Below are 20,884 nucleotides of genomic sequence, written 5' to 3' on the forward strand. Positions count from 1 at the left end.
CGTCATGGGGCCATCAGGGCCGTGCCGAGGAGGCTTGTGTGGCGGCCCAGGCCCGGATGGCGGCGAGCTTGTGCTCATCGAGCTCCCCCACCAGGGTCTTTTGCAACCGCCCCTTGCCATCGAGCAGGTAGCTGGTGGGCAGCGCGCCAGGCCTTGGGAAGGGGAGGCTGGCCTCATCGAGAGGGACCATCAGGGGCACGGCTATCTGGTATCGCCGGGCCAGCTCGGCCAGCTCGGCGGGGGAGGCGGGATCATAGTTGATGGCGATCACCCCTATCTTTCCCTCCCGGTGCAGCGCCGCGAGCAGGGGCATCTCCCGCAGGCAGGGGGCGCACCAGGGGGCGAAGTAGTTGACCAGCAGGGGCTTGCCCGCCAGGGTGCTCAGGCTGAGGTTTTTGCCCGCCCCGTCGATGAACTGGGGGGCCGGCGTGCAGGCGCCCAGCAAGGCGGCCACAATCAGCCAACATATTCGTTTCATTTCCACCGCCCTCCCGCTTACCCTGCCCATCCGTTTCCCCTACAATAGCGCCATTTGTTGTCCCATCTTGCAATATCAGGGAGTTACCATGAGCGAGACCCAAATCTATCACAATCCGCGCTGCTCCAAGAGCCGTGAAACCCTGGCCTTGCTGGAACAGCAGGGGATAGCCCCCGAGGTGGTGCTCTATCTGGAACAGGCGCCAAGCGAGGATGATATCCGCACCCTGCTGGGCCAGCTCGGGTTTGCCGATCCGCGCCAGCTGATGCGCACCAAGGAAGATCTCTACAAGGAGCTGGGATTGGCCGAGCAAGAGGGTGATGCACTGATCGCCGCCATGCACCAGCACCCCAAGCTCATCGAGCGCCCCATCGTCATCAGGAATGGCCAGGCCCGCATCGGTCGTCCGCCCGAGCTGGTGCTGGAGATCCTCAAGTGAGCACCCGCTTCGCCCGTCTGCTGACCCTGGTCGGCTTCTTCGGCCTGCTGGCCTGGGTCCTGCTCTGGCATCTGTGGCTCTCTCCCCACCCGGATCTCAACCCCTGGTTGCTGCCGGTGATCTGGACTGTGCCGCTGCTGTTTCCCCTGAAGGGCATAGTGCAGGGCAACCCCTACACCCACGCCTGGGGCAACTTCGTGCTGATGCCCTACTTCCTCCACGCCCTGACCCTGATCACCACGGACGAGGGGGAGCGGTGGCTGGCGGTGGTGGAGCTGGTGTTCACCACCCTGGCCTTCGTCGGCACCATCTATTACGCCCGTCTGCGCGGCCGCGAGCTGGGTCTGAGCATTCGCAAGAAGAAGGATGAAGCCCGCTAATTGCGCCCTCTCAACGCCCCGCTCGGGGCGTTTTTCATTGTGTTGATCCTGCCTCGTCCTGGCCCCTGCGGTAGTGGGTGAGTTGCCGCTCACTAAAGCGCATCACCTCGGGATAGAAGCGCAGAAACCCCCGTTCGCAGTCGCGCCAGCGGCCCTCATCCAGGGTATGAAGCGCCTCCCCCAGCAGCTGGGGGCGACGCAGGCGCCGGCCTATGCCGTTGAGGGCCTGACTCAGCCCCTCCCGGTGCCGGTACGAGGCGATCCAGTCCTGCTCGGCCATCCGCCTGAGGGCCATTGGCAGGCCATCCGGCAGGCGGGCGTGATCCGCCAGTAGCTGGCCATAGCTCTGCTGCAGGAAGCGGGGCAGGGGATCCGGGCAAAATTGCTGCCAATGGCGGCTCAGCCAGTGGTCGTAGAGCATGTCCACCAGGATGCCGCCAAAGCGGCGCCAGGGTGCCTCGAAGCAGGCGACCGCCGCCCTGTGCTCGGGGTGGGCATCGGTGAAGGCATCTATTTTGCGGTGCAGCCAGATCCCCTCGTCGAAATGGGCCGCGAGGCCTGTGGGCAGGGGCCCCTTGACGAAGTCCCCCAGCAGGTTGCCGGTGAGGGAGCTTCGGGTGTGGGCCGCCAGATGGAGGTGCGCCAGGTAATTCATGGGATCAGGGTCGTGTGCGGGTCGATGGCAAGGTGCTCAGAGCCTAGAGGATCCTGGTTCTGTTGACCATGGCCAGGATGTTGCGTTGGCCCCACAAGCCCCTCTTGCAGGGCAAATTTGAGGCGTGCTAAGGTGGCTCTCATCTTTGTCACAGGACGCGACAGACCATCATGATGCGCAAAGCCAGAGGTTTCTTTCTGGCCTTCTACTTCAAGCCTTTCTACCTCTCCGAGTGGTTCGACGAATAAGTCGAGGCCCCGGAGCAGCTCATTGACGCCCGCCGATCATTGATATCTGTCGATCATTGATACCCACGGGGGCGTGATCTCGCTCATCCGCGTTTTGCCGTTTGTTGGCCATCGCTTGCCCACGCTTGCGATGCCTTGACCGCGCCTGTGCGCTTTGTAATGGAGTACTCATGATGAATACCAAACTGACCCTGTCAGCCCTGTTTGCTGCCTGCCTGCTCACCACCCCCGTCACGGCCAAGGAGTGGAAAACCGTGCGCTTCGGTGTGGAAGGCGCCTATCCCCCCTTCTCCTGGACCGATGCGTCGGGGGAGATCAAGGGCTTTGACATCGATCTCGCCCATGCCCTGTGCCAGCAGATGGCCGTCAAGTGCGAGCTGGTGGCACAGGATTGGGACGGCATGATCCCGGCCCTGCTGTCGCGCAAATACGATGCGATCATCGCCGCCATGTCGATCACCGACGAGCGGCGCAAGAAGGTGGATTTCACCGAGAAATATGCCCATATCCCCAACCGCTTCGTGGCGGTCAAGGGCACCGAGCTGGCGCTGACCCCGGCGGGGATGGCAGGCAAGCGCATCGGTGTGCAGCGCGCCACCACCCACGACAAGTACCTGACGGACAACTTTGGCTCCGATGTCACCATAGTGCGTTACGGCAATGCCGATGAGGCCTATCTCGATCTGAAGGCGGGCCGGGTGCTGGCCTTGCTGGCCGATGCCTCGGCCATCGATCAGGGGCTGCTCGGCAAGGCTGGCGGGGACAAGTTCGAGTATGTGGGGCCGGCCCTGACCGATCGCCAGTGGTTTGGTGACGGCATGGGGATTGCGGTACGCAAGGGCGATCAGGATCTCAAGGCCAAACTGGACGAGGCGATCAAGACCCTGCGGGCCAATGGCAAGTATCAGGAGATCAACCAGAAGTACTTCAAGTACGATATCTATGGTGGCTGATGGAGGGAGGGAGCTTGCTCCCTCTCTTTTTTCGCGGCAAGTGGTGATGAAACAAGGAGATAACCCATGTTGACCCTGATCGAGGGTGCGGAAATTCATAGCCCGGCCCCGCTCGGCCAGCAGGATCTGCTGGTGGCCGACGGCCGTATCGCCTGGCTGGGCAAGGGGCTGACGGTCCCCCTTGACTGGCCGCTGGTGCGCGTCGACGGCCGTGGCCGCTATCTGGTGCCCGGGCTGGTGGATCCTCTGGCCCACATCACGGGGGGCGGTGGGGAGGGGGGCTTTGTCTTCCGTACCCCTGAACTCGCGGCGGGGGAGGCCCTCAAGGCCGGGGTCACCACGCTGGTGGCGGCGCTCGGCACCGACAGCCTGACCCGCACCCCGGCCCAGGTGCTCGGCAAGGTGCGCGAGCTTCGCGCCGCCGGGGTGAGCGCTTACATGTATACCGGCTCCTATCACCTGCCGGTCAAGACCCTCACCGGCAGGGTGGAGTCGGACATCATGTTGATCCCCGAGGTGCTGGGGGTGGGGGAGCTGGCCATCAGCGATCATAGATCCAGTGCGCCGACTCATGACGAGCTGGCGCGGCTGGTGAGCGAGGCGCGGGTGGCCGGGCTGCTCGCGGGCAAGAGCGGGGTCAGCTTCTTCCACGTCGGGGATGGCCGCGGGGCCCTGGCCCCCCTGCGGGCCCTGCGCGATGGCACCGACATCCCCCTGCGCCAGCTCTATCCCACCCACTGCAACCGCAACCCCTGGCTCTTTGCCGAGGCCATCGACTGGGGCCGGGCGGGGGGCTGGATCGATCTCACCACCTCGAGCTTCCCCGAGCTGCTGGACGATGGCGAGCAACTGGCGGCAGAGGCGCTGGTGGCGCTGCTGGCGGCCGGGGTGCCTGCCGATCGCATCAGCTTCAGCTCGGATGCCAACGCCAGCCTGCCGCGCTTTGACGGCGAGGGGCGCCTTGTGGAGATGCGCTGCGGCCAGATTGCCAGCCTGTGGCAGGAGTGCGTCCGCGCCTGCGCCCTCGGGGTGTCGCTCGAGGTCGCCCTCGGGGTGGTCACGGCCAATCCGGCGCGGGCCCTGGGGCTGGCGGGCAAGGGGGTGATAGGAGTGGGGCAGGATGCGGATCTGCTGCTGATAGCACCGGAGCACCTCGCCATCGAGAGGGTGATGAGCGGCGGCCAGTGGCGAACCTGAGCCAGTGTGCGCCCGTCAGTAAACGAAAAGCCCGGCACTGCTGCCGGGCTTTTGTTCGCCTGGGGGCTTCCTCCAGACTCAGATAGCGAGGAAGCCCAGGATCAGGATGGGGCCGAGCAGGCTCAGGATAAAGCCCGAGACGATGGCCACAGGGACCACCTGGATGCCGCCGGATTTCTGGATGACCGGCAGGGTGAAGTCCAGCGCGGTGGCACCACCGTACCCGATGGCGGCGGAGGGGTGGCGACGCATCAGCACCGGAATGATGAGGATGGCGATGAGCTCGCGCCCCAGATCGTTGATGAAGGCGGCGGAGCCGAGCACAGGCCCCAGCTTGTCGGCCACCAGGATGCCGGAGAGCGAATACCAGCCGAAGCTGGAGCTCATCGCCAGACCATGGGCAAAGGGCATGCCCAGCAGTTGTGAGGCCAGCAGGCTGCCGAACCAGCTGCTGAGGATGACGGTGGCGGCTATCTTCATGCCCCAGGGGTTGAGCAGGATCTGGCGCAGCCGCATGCCGGAGTTGCGCATCTGGATGCCGATGAGCAGCAGCAACAGCATCAGGGCCCACTCGCTCCACTTGTCGATGGGCAGGGCGCGCAAGTCTACCAGCAGCCCCAGCAGCACGCCGCCGAGCACCACGAAGCAGAGCTGGAGCGACTCCCACAGCAGATGCAGCTTGCTCGGCATCCTGGCATCGCTCGACTCGTGGGTGGGGGGGCTGCGTCTGTCCAGCCACCAGAGCGCCAGCAGGTTGCAGGCGGTGATGGCGGCCAGCATCACCCCGGCCACCTTGAAGATCACCGCCAGGTTGCTGCCGAGGTTCTCCACATAGGCCAGCCCCAGCCCCATCAGGAACAGGATGAGATAGACCATCTTGCCGAGGGATTGATTGATCAGCTTGATGAGCCGGGTGGAGGAGAGGGGGACAAGATAGCCGACACCTAGCGGCAGCAGGATCAGCAACACATTCAGCAACATTGGGGCCTCGGTCACAAAACTGGGAAAACGACACATTACCACTACTTATTGGCCAAGAGTCATAAATCCACGAGTTTGTATGCCTCATTCGACCCTTTTTTTATCGGTTTGTTACTTTTCCATGGCGAGACCGCCTTCCCGGAGCCCTCTGATCTCGGGCCGTCATCGCCAATAAAATCAATTTCATTCAGAAAAAAGTGCGTTTTGTTCAGCCGAAGCGGGGTGAATAAAGTGACTCTGAACGGCTTCTGACTGAAATGGCTGAATCTTCTTGCTACTGGTGCGTTCCGGGTATAAAAAGGCGGTATTCTGGAGACGGCGCAAAGCGGATTTTATGCAGACAAAGTGCTGAAAAATACCATCAAGGCCAATAAAAATACAGATAAACCACTAAATACCTCGGTTCTGTATTGTTTTTTAACTACCTGAATGATATTTTCGCTGAAGGTTGCCATCGGTTAACTTTTTGTTAAATTTACGATGGTGGAGTCACGCCGTAGCGGCGTCTAGGGACAGACAAGGTTGTAATGGATGAGCGACGTTGCCGCACTGGAAGTTCGTGAACTGCACAAGTATTTTGGCACCCACGAAGTGCTCAAGGGCATCGATATGACGGCCCGCAAGGGGGATGTGATCTCCCTGATCGGCTCCTCGGGTTCGGGGAAGTCGACCTTTCTACGCTGTATCAATCTGCTGGAAACCCCCTCTTCCGGCACGGTCTCACTCCATGGCGAGCTGATCCGCATGAAGAGCAATCGGGCCGGTGAACGCCTGCCTGAGGACATGCGTCAGGTGGAGCGCATTCGCAGCCGCCTGGCCATGGTGTTTCAAAGCTTCAACCTCTGGTCCCACATGACCATCATGCAGAACATCATCGAAGTCCCGATCCAGGTGCTCAAGGTGCCCCGTGCCGAGGCCATCGCCAAGGCGGAGCAGCTGCTCAACCGGGTGGGGCTGTGGGAGCGGCGCGACTACTACCCCGGCCACCTCTCCGGCGGCCAGCAGCAGCGGGCGGCCATCGCCCGCGCCCTGGCGGTCGAGCCCGAGGTGATGCTGTTCGACGAGCCCACCTCGGCGCTCGATCCCGAGCTGGTGGGGGAGGTGCTCGGCCTGATGCGCGAGCTGGCGGAAGAGGGGCGCACCATGCTGGTGGTGACCCACGAGATGTCGTTCGCCCGTGACGTCTCCAACAAGGTGATGTTCCTGCATCAGGGGCGGGTGGAGGAGGAGGGCAATCCCAAGGAGATCTTCGCCCATCCCAAGTCGGAGCGGTTCAAGCAATTCATCTCTTCCATCTATTGATGGAGGAGCGGTATTTTCAATATTCTGCGTTTTCAACGATCGACGTGTTTATCAAGGAGAGATACATGAACAAGCTGATGCTGGCGACTGCCGTGATGACGGCCCTGTGTTCCGGTAGCCTGATGGCCAAGGAGTGGAAAGAGGTGCGGATCGGGGTGGAAGGTGCCTATCCTCCCTTCTCCTGGACCGAGCCGAGCGGCGAGGTGAAAGGCTTTGACATCGACATCGCCAACGCCCTGTGCGAAGAGATGAAGGTGAAGTGCACCCTGATCAAGCAGGATTGGGATGGCATCATTCCGGCGCTGCTGTCACGCAAGTATGACGCCATCATCGCCACCATGGACATCACCGAAGAGCGCAAGAAGAAGGTGGACTTCACCCAGAAGTACCAGCACATTCCGGCCCGCTTCGCCGCCAAGAAAGGCACCGAGGTGCAGCTCGACAAGGCCTTCATGGATGGCAAGACCATCGCCGTGCAGCGCGCCACCTCCATGGACACCTACATCACAGACAATTTCCCCAATGCCACCATCAAGCGCTACGGCACCGCGGACGAGGCCTATCTCGATCTGAAATCCGGTCGGGTTGACTATGTGATGGCCGACTCCGCCGCCATCAGCGACGGCCTGCTGAAGAAAGAGGGCGGCGATGCCTTCGAGTTCGTGGGGCCCAAGCTGACCGATCCCAAGTGGTTTGGCGAGGGTGCCGGCATCGCGGTGCGCAAGGCTGACAAGGATCTGAAAGAGAAATTCAACGCCGCCATCCTGGCCCTGCGCGCCAACGGCAAGTACAAGGAAATCAACGACAAGTACTTCGACTTCGACGTGTACGGCGAGTAACTCCCAGGCGCGCTACTCTGGTAGCCGCCGAAGGGATTGCGGCGGATCATCACGACAGGTTGACCCTCGTCTGTCCTCATCGGGCCCGTTGTCTCTCGCAAGGGAGCGATGGGCCCGCTTAGTTGCAATGGAGCTGCATGTGTTTGGTTTGAAAGGATATTGGGACGGGCAAGCCCGCTCAATGCGTTGCAATGGAGCCGCATATGTTTGATTTGAAAGGATACGAAACCTCCCTGCTGGAGGGGGCCTGGGTCACCCTGGAGGTGGCGCTGGCCTCTCTGCTGCTGGCGCTGGTGCTCGGCATGCTGGGCGCCCTGGCCAAGCTCTCCCCCTACAAGTGGGCGCGCGGCATCGCGACCGCCTACACCACCGTCATTCGCGGCATTCCGGATCTGGTGCTGATGATGCTGCTGTTCTTCGGCGGCCAGGTGCTGATCAACGGGATCTGCACCTGGGTCAACGAGGCCTACAACAACTACCTGCTGGAGAGCAACCCGAACCAGGAGTGGGTCTCATTGCTGCCGGATTACATCGACATCAGCCCCTTTGCGGCCGGGGTCGCCACCATAGGCTTCATCTTCGGTGCCTACATGACCGAGACCTTCCGCGGCGCCATCCTGGCGGTGGACAAGGGGGAGCTCGAGGCGGCACGCGCCTTTGGCATGCGGGCGACCCAGGTGTTTGTGCGGATCCTCTTCCCCCAGATGATGCGTCACGCCCTGCCGGGCTTTGGCAACAACTGGCTGGTATTGCTCAAAACCACGGCCCTGGTCTCCATCATCGGGCTCGATGACATGGTACGAAAGGCGTCCCTGGCGGCGGGCTCGACCCAGCAACCCTTTACCTTCTACATGGCGGTGGCGTTGATCTTCCTGATCTTCACCGCGGTCTCGACCTCGGCGCTCAAGTGGGCCGAGCGTCACTACGCCATCAAGACGAGGTAAACCATGCCGTATTCAATGCAGTCATTCGTTTACTGTGATCGTCGCGGTGTCAGTGCCGAGCGTATCTCCATCACGATCAAGACGAGGTAAGCCATGGATTTCTCCATCATTCTCACGGAGTGGCCCACCTACTGGGAGGGCTTCTATACCACCATCTGGCTGGTGGCGGCCTCCCTCATGCTCGGCCTCATGCTGGCGGTGCCCATGGGCATACTGCGCAACAGCCGCAACTGGCTGATCAAGGGGCCGATCTGGGCCTATATCTACTTCTTCCGCGGCACCCCACTGCTGGTGCAGCTGTTCATCATCTACTACGGCGCCGCCCAGTGGGAGTGGCTCAAGAACGGCCCCGCCTGGGTGCTCTTCTCCGAGGCCTGGTTCTGCGCCCTGCTGGCGTTCACCCTCAACACAGGCGCCTACACCGCCGAGATAGTGCGCGGCGCCGTGCTGAACATGCCAAAGGGGCAGATTGAGGCGGCCAGTGCCTTCGGCATGAGCCGCTGGCAGACCCTCACCCGCATCATCTTGCCCAACTCGTTTCGCCGTGCGCTGCCCGCCTACAGCAACGAGGTGATCTTCATGCTGCAGGGCTCGGCGGTGGCGGGCATCATCACCATAGTCGACCTGACAGGTGCGGCGCGGATCATCAACTCCCGCTACTACAGCCCGTTCGAGGCCTTCCTGACCGCAGGCCTGCTCTATATGCTGCTCACCTTCGCCATCGTCTGGCTGTTCAAGAAGTGGGAGGCCCGCTGGCACGCCCACCTGCGTCCCCGCAGCGTATGACCTGATACAAAAGCCAGAGACAAAAAAGCCCGCAGTCGCGGGCTTTTTCATGCTCGGTATGGCCTAGAGCATGGTCACCGGAGTGAGCATCTCCTCGGTCAGGAGGCAGAATGCGCTCAGAATGGCCAAGGCCCCGACAACGCCGGAAGGTGTTGCCGCGCGTTGACTCTTCTGGGCAGAGAGGGACTGCACATTGTGCTGCTGGATCTTCTCCACCACGGCCATGGCACCTATGTCCAGATGACGGTAGAAGCTGGCATTGAGCTGGGTCAGATGCAGCAAGGACTGGCGCATCTGCTCGAAGGTCTCGCTGCAAACCGGGCTCTGCTTGTGCCAGAACTTCGCCAGTGTGCCCCGGGTGGTGAGCCCTGGCAGGTCGTAGAGGGCCCGCCCCATGCAGAAGGTCGGCACCTGGTGCAGCAGGGCGGAGAGGCCCACCGTGCTGTTGATGGTGATGACCCCCTTGAGCAGCGGATAGAGGGTGGGCAGTGGCAGCTCATAGCCATAGAACACCCGCCCCTCCAGCCCGAGCAGCGTCACCAGGCGGTTGATCTGGGGCTGATAGCTGACATAGCCCCGATCCATGGGGTGGTGTTTGAACAGCAGCACATCCTCGCGGCGGGCGTGCTCGGCGAAGGAGTTCATCACCTGGGCGACCATCTCCTCCACCCCGCTCAAATCCGAATGCTCCCGGATCTGAAAGTCCTCGGTAACCTGGAGCGGCACGAAGAAGATGTGTCCCTTGTGCCGGGGCAGTGCCTTGAGCAGGGAGCGATCGCTCCATCTGTGCTTCCACTTCACCACCCCTCCAGCGACCCAGCCCCTGGCCTCCTGATAGAGACTCCAGGGCCTGTGATTGACGAAATGGGGGTAGCGCCAGCGCAACAGGTTCTTGTTGATGTGGTAGCGGCTGGCATACCAGGCCCGGCGGGCGAAGGTCTTGCCCACCTTCAGCGGCGCCTCATAAGGCGCTGGCCACGTCATCTCGGCCAGCGAGTCACGCCTGGCATAGAGCGGGCTGAAGGCATTGACGCCCCCTTGCTCCAGGGTTACGAAGTCGGGGCGCAGATAACCCTCCTCCATGGCCCAGACACGGATTTTTTTCAGCTTGCAGATACGGATGGCCTGCTGATGGTAGTAACGGCAATCACCGTAACAGATGAGGCTGTCGATACCATGGCGCTTGATGAAGCGGCGAAAGAAGGTGTTCCAGGTATCCGGCTTGCCGGTGAAGCGTTCACTATGGCCCACGCAGCGCCAGCACTCATCCCCCCCGTTGAAATGGATCTTGTAGACCTCGTGACCGGCGTCGGAAAGCGCCTGGCTGAGGGTCTGAAAGAAGGGGCCGAGCGGTCCTTGCAGCAGCAAAATCTTCATGTACGACTTATCTCATCAACTGGGGAAGGGAGGGGCGTTGCAGCAGGGTCTGTGCCAGATAACTCAGCTTGACTTGCCAGCGCTGCCAGTGGCTCGACTTGCGGCCGGATGATTGGCCTTGTGCGGCCAGTTGGCGGATCAACTGTTCCGGACTTATCCAGAGTCCGCTCTGCCAATCGATATAGAGCGGATAGGCCACCAGGGTCAGATAGACCAGTGCCGCCAGGGGGAGCGAGCGCTGGCGCCGGGCCGGGGGATGGGCATCCGTGGTCAGTCCCCAGCCACTGTAGAAGGGCTGGCCCCAGGTCGTGACCTTGACCCCCTGCACCAGGGCTTCGAAGCCGCTCAGGGAGGTCATGGTGTGCAGCTCGTCCACGTGGGGATAGAGGCTGGTCAGGCCGATATCCAGCACCTGGCTGTCCACGCACTCTGCTAGGCAGGCCGCAGAAATGGCCCCGGCCCGATTACCCGCCACCACATCCGGGTGGGGTTTGTAGAGGATGTGGGCCTCTGGCTTGGCGGCGCGCACCGCCCACAGCAGCTGCTCGTTGCTGCGAATGGTCGGGCTGCCGGTCAGGATGGAGGCATCCCCATCCACCTGGCCCACCACCAGCACCAGGGGACGGCCATCGGCGGGAGGCGTGAAGTGCTCCGGGGTGCCGACATTGTATTTGCTCACCTTGTTTTCGCGCAGCAGGGTGAGCAGTTGCTCGCCCCGATCGAGCTGTGACCGTGTCAGCTCCTGATAATTGAGCAACTGCTCGAGCCCGCTGGGGCTGCGGCTGTCGAAATAGATCCCGACCGGATCCAGCGACAGGGAAGAGGGGCGGCACAGGTTGGAGCCAAGCCCCCTGGAGCGGATAAAGCCATCTTCCACCCGAATGGCCGAGGTGAGCTCGGGGTAACGACTGCCCCACACCAGCACCTGCTCGTCACCGGTCAGCCGTTTTGGCGGTTTGCGCACAAAACAGAGCTCCTCGGCCAGGGGCTGGCAGAAGGCCTGCATAAAGGCGCGCTTCCACAAGGAGAATCCCACCAGATAGAGCCTGCGCCAGCGGGGAGCGGCCTTCTGTTGGCGGGCGATGATGGCGATCACCTCTTCCACCTCGCAGCACTGGCCAAGCACGGGATCCAGATAGCGGGGATAGCAGATCAGTGCCGCCGCCACCAGCTGGGCCAGTGACACCTGAACGTTGCGGCGTTCACACGGCTTGCTGTCCTGGGTCAGACCCCAACCCGCATAAAACGGCATGCCGAAGCAATACACCGATTTGCCGAGCAGCAGCGCCTCGAAGCCAAGCTGGGATGACACTGTGTAAACGGCGTCCACCAGGTTGAGCAGGGCATGGGGATGACAATGGTCGGCAACGATCTCTACATCCCTCAGTTTCAGTCTGGCCAGCACGCCACTCTTTTTGCCAAAGCGGGTATCCGGGTGGGTGCGAAGCAAGAGACGGGCATCGGGATGATTGCGCCGCGCCGCCTCCACCATGGCGATAAAGTCCGCTTCGTTGGCCAGGGCGCCGGGAATGGAGAGATCCCCGGCCACCTGATCCACCAGCAAGACGCAGGGCCTGCCATCTTGCTGCAGACGCTGGGCCAGCGCCACAGGCAGCCCACCCACATCCTTCGCCGTCAGGCTGGTCGCCGAACAAGAAGAGAGAGGGGCGGGTCGCCCGGCATAGCAGTTGTATTTGGTGACCCCAAGGCGTACCAGTTCATGGACAAGCCGCTCGGCTCGCGCCAGCATGGCGGCGTCACAGGGGGTGGCGATCAGCTGTTCAAGCTGGCTGGGCTGGCGGGCATCGTAATAGATACCGACCGGATCGGCGATAAGGGACACCGCCTTGCCGCCCTTGGCCGGATGGCCGATATAGCCGATAAAGCCATCTTCCAGCTGCCAATAGGGCAGGCCAAGATCCTGTGCCTGCTGCTTGATCTGGCGGGCATTGGCCTTCTGGCCCCAGCCAACCAGCACATCGCCAGGTTGGGGCGTGGCATCAGAAGTGAAACGCGCCAACGGCTGGTCAAGGCAGGTGCTGATCTGGGCGCTGCGAGCCATAATGCCGCCAGATTGAGTCCATAGAGTCATACAAGTTGCTCAAATAATAAGATTCAGCGAGATGTGGGTTTGAACATGTCTCTGAAAAAAGCCCGTGGGTTGAGGTACAGCTTGCGAACTTTGCGCCACAGCGGGCGCCTGAGCGTGATCCCATCCTGCCAACGTAACAGCCCAGGGTACTCGCTGACGGGATACCCCGCCTCTTCCTGCACGCGGATCATCCACTCCCGAAAGTCCGGCAGCTCGCCATTGAGATCATTGCAGGGCACCACGGGCCCCTTCAGGGGGCCTCGCTCAGCCTCGCTGCGTGACAGCATCTGTTCCAGCAACTGATCATTGCCCGCCCGTCGCTTGTGATAAGGGTGCGTCAGGGGGCGCGGATGCCATTGATGCACCAGGAAGCGACCGGCAAACAGGTGGGGGAGGGCATAGTAGCTGAAATAGCGGCGAAAGCCCTGATAATCTCCCGGATGCTGGGCCTTGATATTGAGGGCATAGTCATCCGGCCTCGGCCCTATGGGATAGTGGCGGGTGAGCCGGTCTATCAGCTCCAGATCTTCGCCGCCATGGCCGACAAACTGTTCGTCAAAGCCCCCTAGCTGCAAGAACCACTCGCGGTTCATCAGCAGGCAACTGCTGGCCAGGGCGATGCCCTCCACCCTGTGGTTTTCACCACGTAAGAAGGACTCCAGACAGCCCTGAAAATCCCCGTCAAACTGCTCCGTCTCTTCTTTGGTCAGATAGAGGCAGGGGTACATTTCGAAGAATGGAGGCCTACAATAATCGGGCTGACTGAGCAATGACTGTATGTGTATTATTAGCGACGCTTGGCTCATTAGGTCAGCATCAAAGATAAAAATATATTTAGAACCACATGATTTAATTGCTTCGTTCCGTGCAACGCCAGGAGAAAAATCTCCACGGTTAAAATTAAGAACGCGACTCACTATCCCATGCTTAGAGAGGATTTCTTTAATATTACTTGTTATATATATACTTTCTTGTTCATAGGGAGATAATGAACTGATGGCATTACTCAATCTCGTGATAGAAGAACTTATCTCCCCACGATTACTTGCATGATAAAAAGGCGTTATAATGTTTATCATGAGTTTCCTTGAAAAAGTGATAGGGTTACCCCTACCACATGTCGTTTTATTGTTCTTATTGTATTGAACTTATCCATTTGTCTGTCAATGTCAACCAGCTTTCTCTACTAAAAGCTTTGTAGAGAATAGCACCCAACACACAATGAGTTATATGATAAGGAGCGTTGCTCAAGAGCGGCTTTTCACTTAAACCAGTATAGTACTCAAGTCCATATGAGGTGACAACATTCTCACCACCATCCCAAGTTGCAAGATTTGCCACCTCGAATAGTGCTTCTTCATACTTAATCGCTTTAGCTTTCAAGTCCACATCGTCAAGAATAATCGCAGCATCAAGAATAGATAGAACAGCGAATTGAGCACCATTTAGAACATGTCGTTGTTTCGATTTGCCAGGAATTGGATATTCTTGTGGTAGTAGAAAATCTGACAACGTGTTGTCAACATCAATCAAGGATGAAATTACTCCACCATCAGCGATTGGACGGAGATAGCACTTTAGCATGGCATAAATGGCATCGTACAGCTTGGACTTTATTTCACGGTCATTTTCTATAGACCAAAGTCTAGCCCATAACGCAACATTTTTGAGCTGTATGCCAGATATCCAGCCTTTATCATATGAATAATAGCCACTATTATATTTGTTTAGTGGAACTTCACCAGATATAAGTTGCGCATTGACAAGTTGCATGCCGACAAATTTCGCAATCTTAAGTTGCTCTTCATCTGTTCTTCCAGAACTATGCCAAACTGACCAAGCTTTTAAACCACCATTTACTTGAGTTACTTTGTTTTCAGAGTGAGGGTCTGCACCATTAATGCTATAGTGCTTTAAATGTGCAAATTCTCCATCTGGAATATACTCGGTGTTTCTGTAGTCATGTTTATGAGGTAAAAATGCAGGTATTCTACTATGTATTTCATTAATTTCATTTGAGAAAAATAATTGAGCTTTCTTATTAATCTCAAGGCGATTATTGACAACATTCCAGCCTTCAATAATCCTGCTTTTTATGATGCTAACACTTATAGATGTATCCAAAGGGCGATGACCAATAAATCTAGAATTTATTGAAATGTTTATGTCACCAGAAAAATTAAAGGCTCTGCCATTTTTTGTCAACTTAGAAATGAATTCTAGATGTTCTTGAATTTCATTGTCTTCTCTATTTGTGAGAATAGTAAATGGTGGGATATAGCTTTCTTTCAGGAAACGTTCGTAAACATCAATCCGCTCCGGATGCTTAAGATAAAAATTCTCTAGTTTGTTATTGATAGAATTTTTCTCTATTTCATGAAGAGATGATTTATATGGGTAATTTAATAGATTTAACTGTGGGACTTCAGCAATAGCGTAGGAGTTCTCGATTTTACTCGATAGCATTAGTGCACCAAACCCCCCCATTGATGATCCATAAATAATTATTTTGTTTTCGCTTAAATTTAGTTTTATTAGAAGTTCCTTTGCAAAAACTGCCATTTCTTCTATATAGTCAATGTTTTCATCGCCAGATATAAACCAGCCACCATGTAGCTTAGCACCATATAAACTTGGATCGCTAAATGTTATTATTGACTGTTCTTTTAGATACTTACTCCAAGACCATCTATGGAAGATCGGATTCTGAATCTCATCTTTTTTGGGCTGGGCTGATGGCATGAATATAATAGTATGTTTGCTGTCTTTTCTAAAGTTGCAGACACAATCTATCCTTACCTTTTCATTCAGTTCCTTGTAGATGGTCACTTCATTCGAGTTATATAGGCAGTCTTTTTTTATATTATCTACACTAAAGCTTTCAAATTTCACGATGGTATTGTTCCTCACGAGTTTCTAGCAACGAAAGTTCATTATTTATTATGTGTCTTGCGTTGCACTTTATGTATGCATTTTCCCGTGCCAGATTTGTTTTTTTGATAAAAATATCTTCATTTTCATAAAGCTCAACAATGCCACGTACAATTCCTTCATAGTCATCGTCGTGAGACAACACTGCACAAGAATTATCAACAAACTCAGGTACAGCAGCTACAGCATTAGTGAGTGGCACCAGCCCGGATGACATTGCTTCATCACGGGATACGCCTTGCGTATCCATCCGAGTGGGACACATAAAGAGCCCATATTGCTGGTGCAGCGCCTTAATCTCATGACGGTTGACAAAGCGGCGTTCAATAATAACGTTATCCAGTCCCACGATGGGGGCGAGAACCTCGTCAAATAGTGGGCCATCGCCGATGATTCTAAACTCCAGCTCTTTAAAGAACTCATATTTCTGCAGTTCCAGAATCGCTTCGACCATCAGATCGTTGGCATATACGCGGGAGGCGTAGGGGCGGATGGACAGAATTTTCTTTCTCTGCTCTGCAGGCTTGGGTTTGTATTCAAAGAAGTCGGTGTCAATCGGGTTATGGATGATTGCATATTGATGCGGCGGGATTTGTATTCCCAGATCTGCCATGGATGTTTCCGCCAAATACCGTGACACAAACACTATCTTCAGATTTGGGTGCATGGGGCAGAGCATCTCTCGCCACAGAGAAAGGCGCGCATCGCTCAACATCTGCGCCTTGGCATGTTGCTCGGGCGTCTCATAGAGGAAGGCTCGTCGTTCGTAGGACTGAATATCTGCGCCATGGGTCCAGACGGTCACCCGCACCCGGTCCAAGTGGTGCTTGATAACGTCCCAAATCCCGCGATCGATAAAGTGGATCACGATGTGCTTGTAACGACCGTGTCGCAGTTGTACCTCTAGTGCTTCGGCGCCCCCCGTGGTGACATCGATATCCTCAAACTCATGATAGAACAGTGCAGTATCTGCCTTAAAACGGAAGACATCGCAGGCAACGCCGGCTTCCTTGTAAGCCTTGACACGGCTGTGAACGAAGGCATTTTTGTAGAGATCGTTGTAGCTGGGGTAGTTGTTGGTGATCACCAGATAAGGGTTGCATGTCAGTTGCTGACAGGGAGTCTGTGGCTTGAAGTCGAGAATGAGCGATGAGAGCGATGCCGAACCAGCCGCATAGATCCGCAGGCCAAACTTGACCGATACCGTTCCCTGTGGAATGGCTATTTCCACATTGCGATTGGCAGGTTTCACCACATGGGAGAGACGCTCATTGTTCCCGTCCATAAAGAAGAGGACAAATTGCAGGTTCAGTCCCGGTGTGGTCTCCATATGCAGACGCAGCTTGTCATTTTGCACATTGAGCTCTGACAGATGGTGCTCGCGTTTGGCATACCAATACTCATGTTTGCCGTCGGACAATGAAGAGCTGAACGTCAGCAGGCCGTTTTCCATTAAGGCTGAAACCTGGGTGTTCTTGGCAGGTACCAGCAACTCGCTCAAAGTGATTGCTTGTAACGCGGGCAGCTCATCGACGTTGCGTTCGAACAGTTGGCAGTTTTCGGCAATCTGGTTGAGCTCGGTCAAGCCATAACCAGTTGCCAGCGTTGGGGCATTAAACGCATCGAAGCGCTCTGCTTCCTCAGCACCGTTCATGCAGTAGTTGAACTCATCCACCGAGAATGCGCGAGCATTTTCATAGTGATAGGTGTAGAGGCTGGTGACCCACTCGCGAAGGTTTCCCTCGGGGATTAGTGAGCCAAACGCAAGGCTGCTACGTGCTGGCAGGACGGCCATCTCCTGATAGATACGTTCACCATGATTCAGTTGCAGCTCACCATTTTTAACCTTGTATAGCGCCCCCTTTCCAATGACCTGAGCGTCTGTGTAGCGTGTCGCAATGATGATGTCAGTCAGATAGTGAGGGCCATAGTAGTCTTCTGCCACCATGACTGACAGCCATGCCCCGTCGCACACCTCGCGCAGTCTGAGCTGTTGAGCGTCCGATGCACTCAGCAGAGTGACATTGCCCTCGGGAGCAAGGCCGGAGGTGTCCAGTCCGTTCGGTGTAACGATTACGAGGCGCTTGTTCTCATATTCTTGACGTGTGAAGTGTTGCATCAGGGTGACGCACTCTTCGATGCTTCTGGCATAGGCGGTGACGCAAACTGCAGAAAGCATACTTTCCTGTGGGGTGCTGCTGACCTTGGAATAGATGTACGCGAGTCGATCCTGATAGGTATGTTCCAACATGACCTTGCGTAGGGCCATCAGCCGTAGCTGCTTCACTTTCAGTGGATTCCCGGCGACATGCTTTAACCGCCTGACCAGCTCGCTTCCCGAATCTCCCGTAAAGACCAGATCGCCAAACATGGCTCTGACCCCACGTGAGAAATTACTGACACTGATAGTGTTGGATGCCAACAACTCGAAGACTCGACGTGCAAACATCGACTGCGACTGCTTGATCGAGTTCAGATTGATCGAGTAATAATAACCCTTGTAGGCCTTGTCTATTTCGCTATAGGGGAGCGTACCGACAATAAAGGGTTGATACTCTGTCGGGAACTTATAATTAGGATCATTCTTTCCATAGTTTCTGTCATATATTTCTACTGGCTTGAAACTGGGCAGGCTTAGCAAGAAATCACCTAGGTCACGGGTACGCTCAGGATATTTGGCATAGTAGGCACCAGCAAAGCAGAATGCATCCTTACGCTGATACTTCTCAATCGGATTGTTAACCTTTGGCTGAGCAGCAAATGGCAGGAAATAAACACGGTCATGACCAAGCGCAGTCTTATACCGGCTGATACAGTCGATATCTGTCGTAAAGACATAGTCAAAGAGCTTGGCAGTATTAAGGAAAGTCTCGAAATGAACCGGATCCTCTTTATTCCAGAAAATAGTGGGCACATTGTTGCTGCGGCACCATTCAACTATGCTGACGACTTCCTGGCTCATGTGACCGACTTTACTGCCCCAGAGATCATTTTTACCGCGCCAGGCTGACTCAATCATGAGCATTTCTGGGCGGAATGACTCGAGCTCGGTCAACCAGTTCTGCGGGGTGAGTTGAAGCAGATTGCATTCAGGTTCGTAGGAGAGATAGGTAAATTCATCCATAATGCTGGCGATTTTGAGACGCCTTAATGCATTAATGATTCCATCGCCGGTATCAAGGACCAGTTTTTCGATGGCGCGTTCGAGATGAATAACATCGGCTCGGGTGTGGGTACTGGTTGTGTCAGGTAGTGGTTTGGACAGCATACTCGGAGGAATGGTAATTCCACGCCGCTCCTTGGCAATTTTCTTCAGTGCCAACAATTTTAGAGGCAAAGAGAAAAAACCTTTCCAACTCTTGGTGGAAAAGATGAGCGTATGACCGAGTTGATAGGAAAGTGTGTTTTTTAGCTTGGCGGCTTTCACCCGTTGCTCTTCCAGCTCGCCATGAACGCGGGCCAGCTCTTGCCTCATCTCATGAAGAGCGAGTCTTGAGCGCAAGAACTCCATCTTCATGTGTTCTTGTTCAGACTGAATCGATTGTGTCACCGCCGTATTGACAGACAATGCACTGTCTTTTGTCAAAAGGTGACCATTGAGTTGTTCAACTTGATGATTTAACTGAGCAAGTTGCTGCTGAAGAGTATCCCGTTGTTCTCGTGCCTCATCATATTCTTTTTCTAGGTTGGTGACTTTTTCCTTATAATCAGAAACTTGCTGGGTCACATTTCGGTATTTGAGCCGAGCTTCACGTAGCTGGTGAAGGGATGCTTGTATTTCATCCTCAAGTGTGTCGATTTTCTCTGCAGACGCGCTTGCCGTCAGATCCAGTTTTTTTACCAGATCTGCCTTGGATATCTCGGCCATGCTTTTCTTAGCTATTCGGTTTTTTCTTTGTTTTTTCATGTTCTTATATATATCAACGGGGCCATGTTGACATGGCCCCGTAGTTAGTTACTGGATGGCGTTAACGAAGTCGAGTATCTCGCAGGACTTGGTATCGTGCTGGGTTATACCAAGGAACTGCGTGTGCTTGACCAAAATCACGAGCACATCTGCTTGCAGCAGAGCGTCGGAGAGAGTGGCGAGAGCAACGTTATTACGATTTTCCAGTACTGGCGGCAGGGCCTCGATATTGGGTTCCACCGCCAGAATCTGATAGGCCGGATTGCTGGCCAGGGTCTTGGTGATATCCAGGGCCGGGCTTTCGCGCAGGTCGTCGATATCCGGCTTGAACGCCAACCCCAGACAGGCAATTTTCGGATTGCTCAGCCCGGCGACGGCCTGTTCAACCTGCTCCACCACATAGTGCGGCTTGTAGTCGTTGATCAGGCGCGCCTGGTGGATGATCTTGGCGGTATCCGGGTTCTGGTTGACGATAAACCAGGGGTCGACCGCGATGCAGTGACCGCCTACGCCGCAACCCGGCTGCAGGATATTGACGCGGGGGTGGCGGTTGGCCAGGGAGATCAGTTCCCACACATCGATGCCCTGCTTGTCGCAGATGAGGGACAGTTCGTTGGCAAAGGCGATATTGACGTCACGGAAGGCATTCTCGGTCAGCTTGCTCATCTCGGCGGTGCGGGCTTCGGTCGCGATGCACTCCCCTTTTTTCACAAACATCTTGTAGACCTGGGTGGCGGCGGCGGTACTGGCCTTGTCCATGCCACCGATGATGCGATCGTTTTCCACCAGCTCGCGGATCACCTGGCCTGGCAGGACCCGTTCCGGGCAATGCGCCACAAAGATATCAGGGGTCTGGCCCTCAGCCACAGTGTGCGGGAAGGTCAGATCGCTGCGCTCTTCCGCCAGCCATTTGGCCATCTGCTCGGTGGCGCCGACCGGCGACGTGGATTCCAGTACCACCAGGTTGCCTTTCTCCAGCATGGGGGCCAGGGCGCGGGAGGCACTCTCGATATATTTCAGATCCGGCTCATGATCCTCGCCCTTGAAGGGGGTCGGCACGGCAATCAGGAAGGCATCGGCCTTCTGCGGGCTGGTATGGGCACTCAGATGGCCATCTTGTACGGCTTGCTTGACCAGGTCTTCCAGACCCGGCTCAACGATGTGGATCTTGCCCTGGTTGATGGTGTCGACCGCATGCTGGTTGACATCCACGCCCACGACACGAATGCCGTTGCTGGCGATGACTGCGGCAGTTGGCAAACCGATATAACCCAGACCCACGACAGAGATGGTTTCGAATTTCATTTTATTATGTGCTCTCGATAGTAAAAAAGGGGCATAACCCTTGCCCCCTAGACAGGTATGTAATCTGTAA

17 protein-coding genes are annotated in these 20,884 nt (G+C 56.4%); 8 read left to right on the forward strand and 9 right to left on the reverse strand.

Translation table 11 applies throughout. The features are described from left to right. Window positions 1-13: 13 nt before the first annotated feature. Window positions 14-508 (reverse strand): TlpA disulfide reductase family protein, encoded by a 495-nt coding sequence (locus AAHB08_RS02000; RefSeq protein WP_342057942.1) that lies wholly within the window; start codon window positions 506-508, stop codon window positions 14-16. 58 nt (window positions 509-566) lie between these two features. Between AAHB08_RS02000 and arsC the strand changes: the two genes are divergently transcribed. Both arsC and AAHB08_RS02010 read left to right on the forward strand, forming a co-directional pair. Next, entirely contained in the window at window positions 567-917 is a 351-nt protein-coding gene (gene arsC, locus AAHB08_RS02005; protein ID WP_342057943.1) for an arsenate reductase (glutaredoxin), read from the forward strand. Next, a complete protein-coding gene (locus tag AAHB08_RS02010) occupies window positions 914-1,297 on the forward strand; it encodes a DUF2069 domain-containing protein (RefSeq protein WP_342057944.1) in 384 nt (127 codons plus the stop codon). The genes arsC and AAHB08_RS02010 overlap by 4 nt, the downstream gene beginning before the upstream one ends. A gap of 34 nt (window positions 1,298-1,331) precedes the next feature. Here AAHB08_RS02010 and AAHB08_RS02015 read toward each other — a convergent pair whose 3' ends face one another. After that, window positions 1,332-1,952, reverse strand: a complete 621-nt coding sequence (locus AAHB08_RS02015) for an acyl carrier protein phosphodiesterase (protein ID WP_342057945.1) — start codon at window positions 1,950-1,952, stop codon at window positions 1,332-1,334. Between the two features lie 421 nt (window positions 1,953-2,373). On the opposite strand from AAHB08_RS02015, the gene AAHB08_RS02020 reads away from it, so the two are divergent. Both AAHB08_RS02020 and iadA read left to right on the forward strand, forming a co-directional pair. After that, entirely contained in the window at window positions 2,374-3,153 is a 780-nt protein-coding gene (locus tag AAHB08_RS02020) for an ABC transporter substrate-binding protein (RefSeq protein WP_446699497.1), read from the forward strand. 66 nt (window positions 3,154-3,219) lie between these two features. Beyond that, window positions 3,220-4,350 carry a beta-aspartyl-peptidase gene (gene iadA / locus AAHB08_RS02025; RefSeq protein WP_342057947.1) on the forward strand — a complete coding sequence of 377 codons (1,131 nt, stop codon included), beginning with the start codon at window positions 3,220-3,222 and terminating at the stop codon, window positions 4,348-4,350. Between the two features lie 78 nt (window positions 4,351-4,428). Here the strand turns inward: iadA and AAHB08_RS02030 are convergent, their stop codons facing one another. Beyond that, window positions 4,429-5,331, reverse strand: coding sequence for a lysine exporter LysO family protein (locus AAHB08_RS02030; RefSeq protein WP_342057948.1), 903 nt, complete (start codon window positions 5,329-5,331; stop codon window positions 4,429-4,431). 531 nt (window positions 5,332-5,862) lie between these two features. Between AAHB08_RS02030 and AAHB08_RS02035 the strand changes: the two genes are divergently transcribed. The 4 genes from AAHB08_RS02035 to AAHB08_RS02050 all read left to right on the forward strand — a co-directional run bounded on the left by AAHB08_RS02035 (window position 5,863) and on the right by AAHB08_RS02050 (window position 9,202). Next, window positions 5,863-6,633: an ABC transporter ATP-binding protein gene (locus tag AAHB08_RS02035; RefSeq protein ID WP_025326493.1), complete on the forward strand. Its 771-nt coding sequence runs from the start codon at window positions 5,863-5,865 to the stop codon at window positions 6,631-6,633. Window positions 6,634-6,698: 65 nt separating this feature from the next. Further along, window positions 6,699-7,472, forward strand: coding sequence for an ABC transporter substrate-binding protein (locus AAHB08_RS02040; protein ID WP_139434167.1), 774 nt, complete (start codon window positions 6,699-6,701; stop codon window positions 7,470-7,472). Between the two features lie 203 nt (window positions 7,473-7,675). Then, on the forward strand, window positions 7,676-8,416 hold the full coding sequence (locus AAHB08_RS02045; protein ID WP_025326495.1) for an ABC transporter permease: 741 nt from the start codon (window positions 7,676-7,678) through the stop codon (window positions 8,414-8,416). A gap of 93 nt (window positions 8,417-8,509) precedes the next feature. Next, entirely contained in the window at window positions 8,510-9,202 is a 693-nt protein-coding gene (locus AAHB08_RS02050) for an ABC transporter permease (protein WP_139434165.1), read from the forward strand. 63 nt (window positions 9,203-9,265) lie between these two features. Here the strand turns inward: AAHB08_RS02050 and AAHB08_RS02055 are convergent, their stop codons facing one another. The 6 genes from AAHB08_RS02055 to wecC are packed head-to-tail and all read right to left on the reverse strand — an operon-like array spanning window position 9,266 to window position 20,814. After that, the gene (locus AAHB08_RS02055; protein WP_342057949.1) at window positions 9,266-10,579 is read right to left on the reverse strand and encodes a capsule biosynthesis protein; all 1,314 of its coding nucleotides are present in this window, start codon (window positions 10,577-10,579) and stop codon (window positions 9,266-9,268) included. A 7-nt stretch (window positions 10,580-10,586) separates the two neighbouring features. Next, window positions 10,587-12,641, reverse strand: a complete 2,055-nt coding sequence (locus AAHB08_RS02060; protein ID WP_342057950.1) for a capsular polysaccharide biosynthesis protein — start codon at window positions 12,639-12,641, stop codon at window positions 10,587-10,589. A 53-nt stretch (window positions 12,642-12,694) separates the two neighbouring features. Further along, window positions 12,695-13,750, reverse strand: a complete 1,056-nt coding sequence (locus AAHB08_RS02065) for a galactosyltransferase-related protein (protein WP_342057951.1) — start codon at window positions 13,748-13,750, stop codon at window positions 12,695-12,697. A gap of 55 nt (window positions 13,751-13,805) precedes the next feature. Further along, a complete protein-coding gene (locus tag AAHB08_RS02070) occupies window positions 13,806-15,563 on the reverse strand; it encodes a D-glucuronyl C5-epimerase family protein (RefSeq protein WP_342057952.1) in 1,758 nt (585 codons plus the stop codon). Next, entirely contained in the window at window positions 15,553-19,509 is a 3,957-nt protein-coding gene (locus AAHB08_RS02075) for a glycosyltransferase family protein (protein WP_342057953.1), read from the reverse strand. The genes AAHB08_RS02070 and AAHB08_RS02075 overlap by 11 nt, the downstream gene beginning before the upstream one ends. Window positions 19,510-19,557: 48 nt before the next feature. Then, window positions 19,558-20,814, reverse strand: a complete 1,257-nt coding sequence (wecC, locus tag AAHB08_RS02080; RefSeq protein ID WP_218408868.1) for a UDP-N-acetyl-D-mannosamine dehydrogenase — start codon at window positions 20,812-20,814, stop codon at window positions 19,558-19,560. Window positions 20,815-20,884 lie beyond the last annotated feature (70 nt).

It is taken from the genome of Aeromonas sp. OTU364 (assembly GCF_038440395.1).
Lineage (GTDB): Bacteria > Pseudomonadota > Gammaproteobacteria > Enterobacterales > Aeromonadaceae > Aeromonas.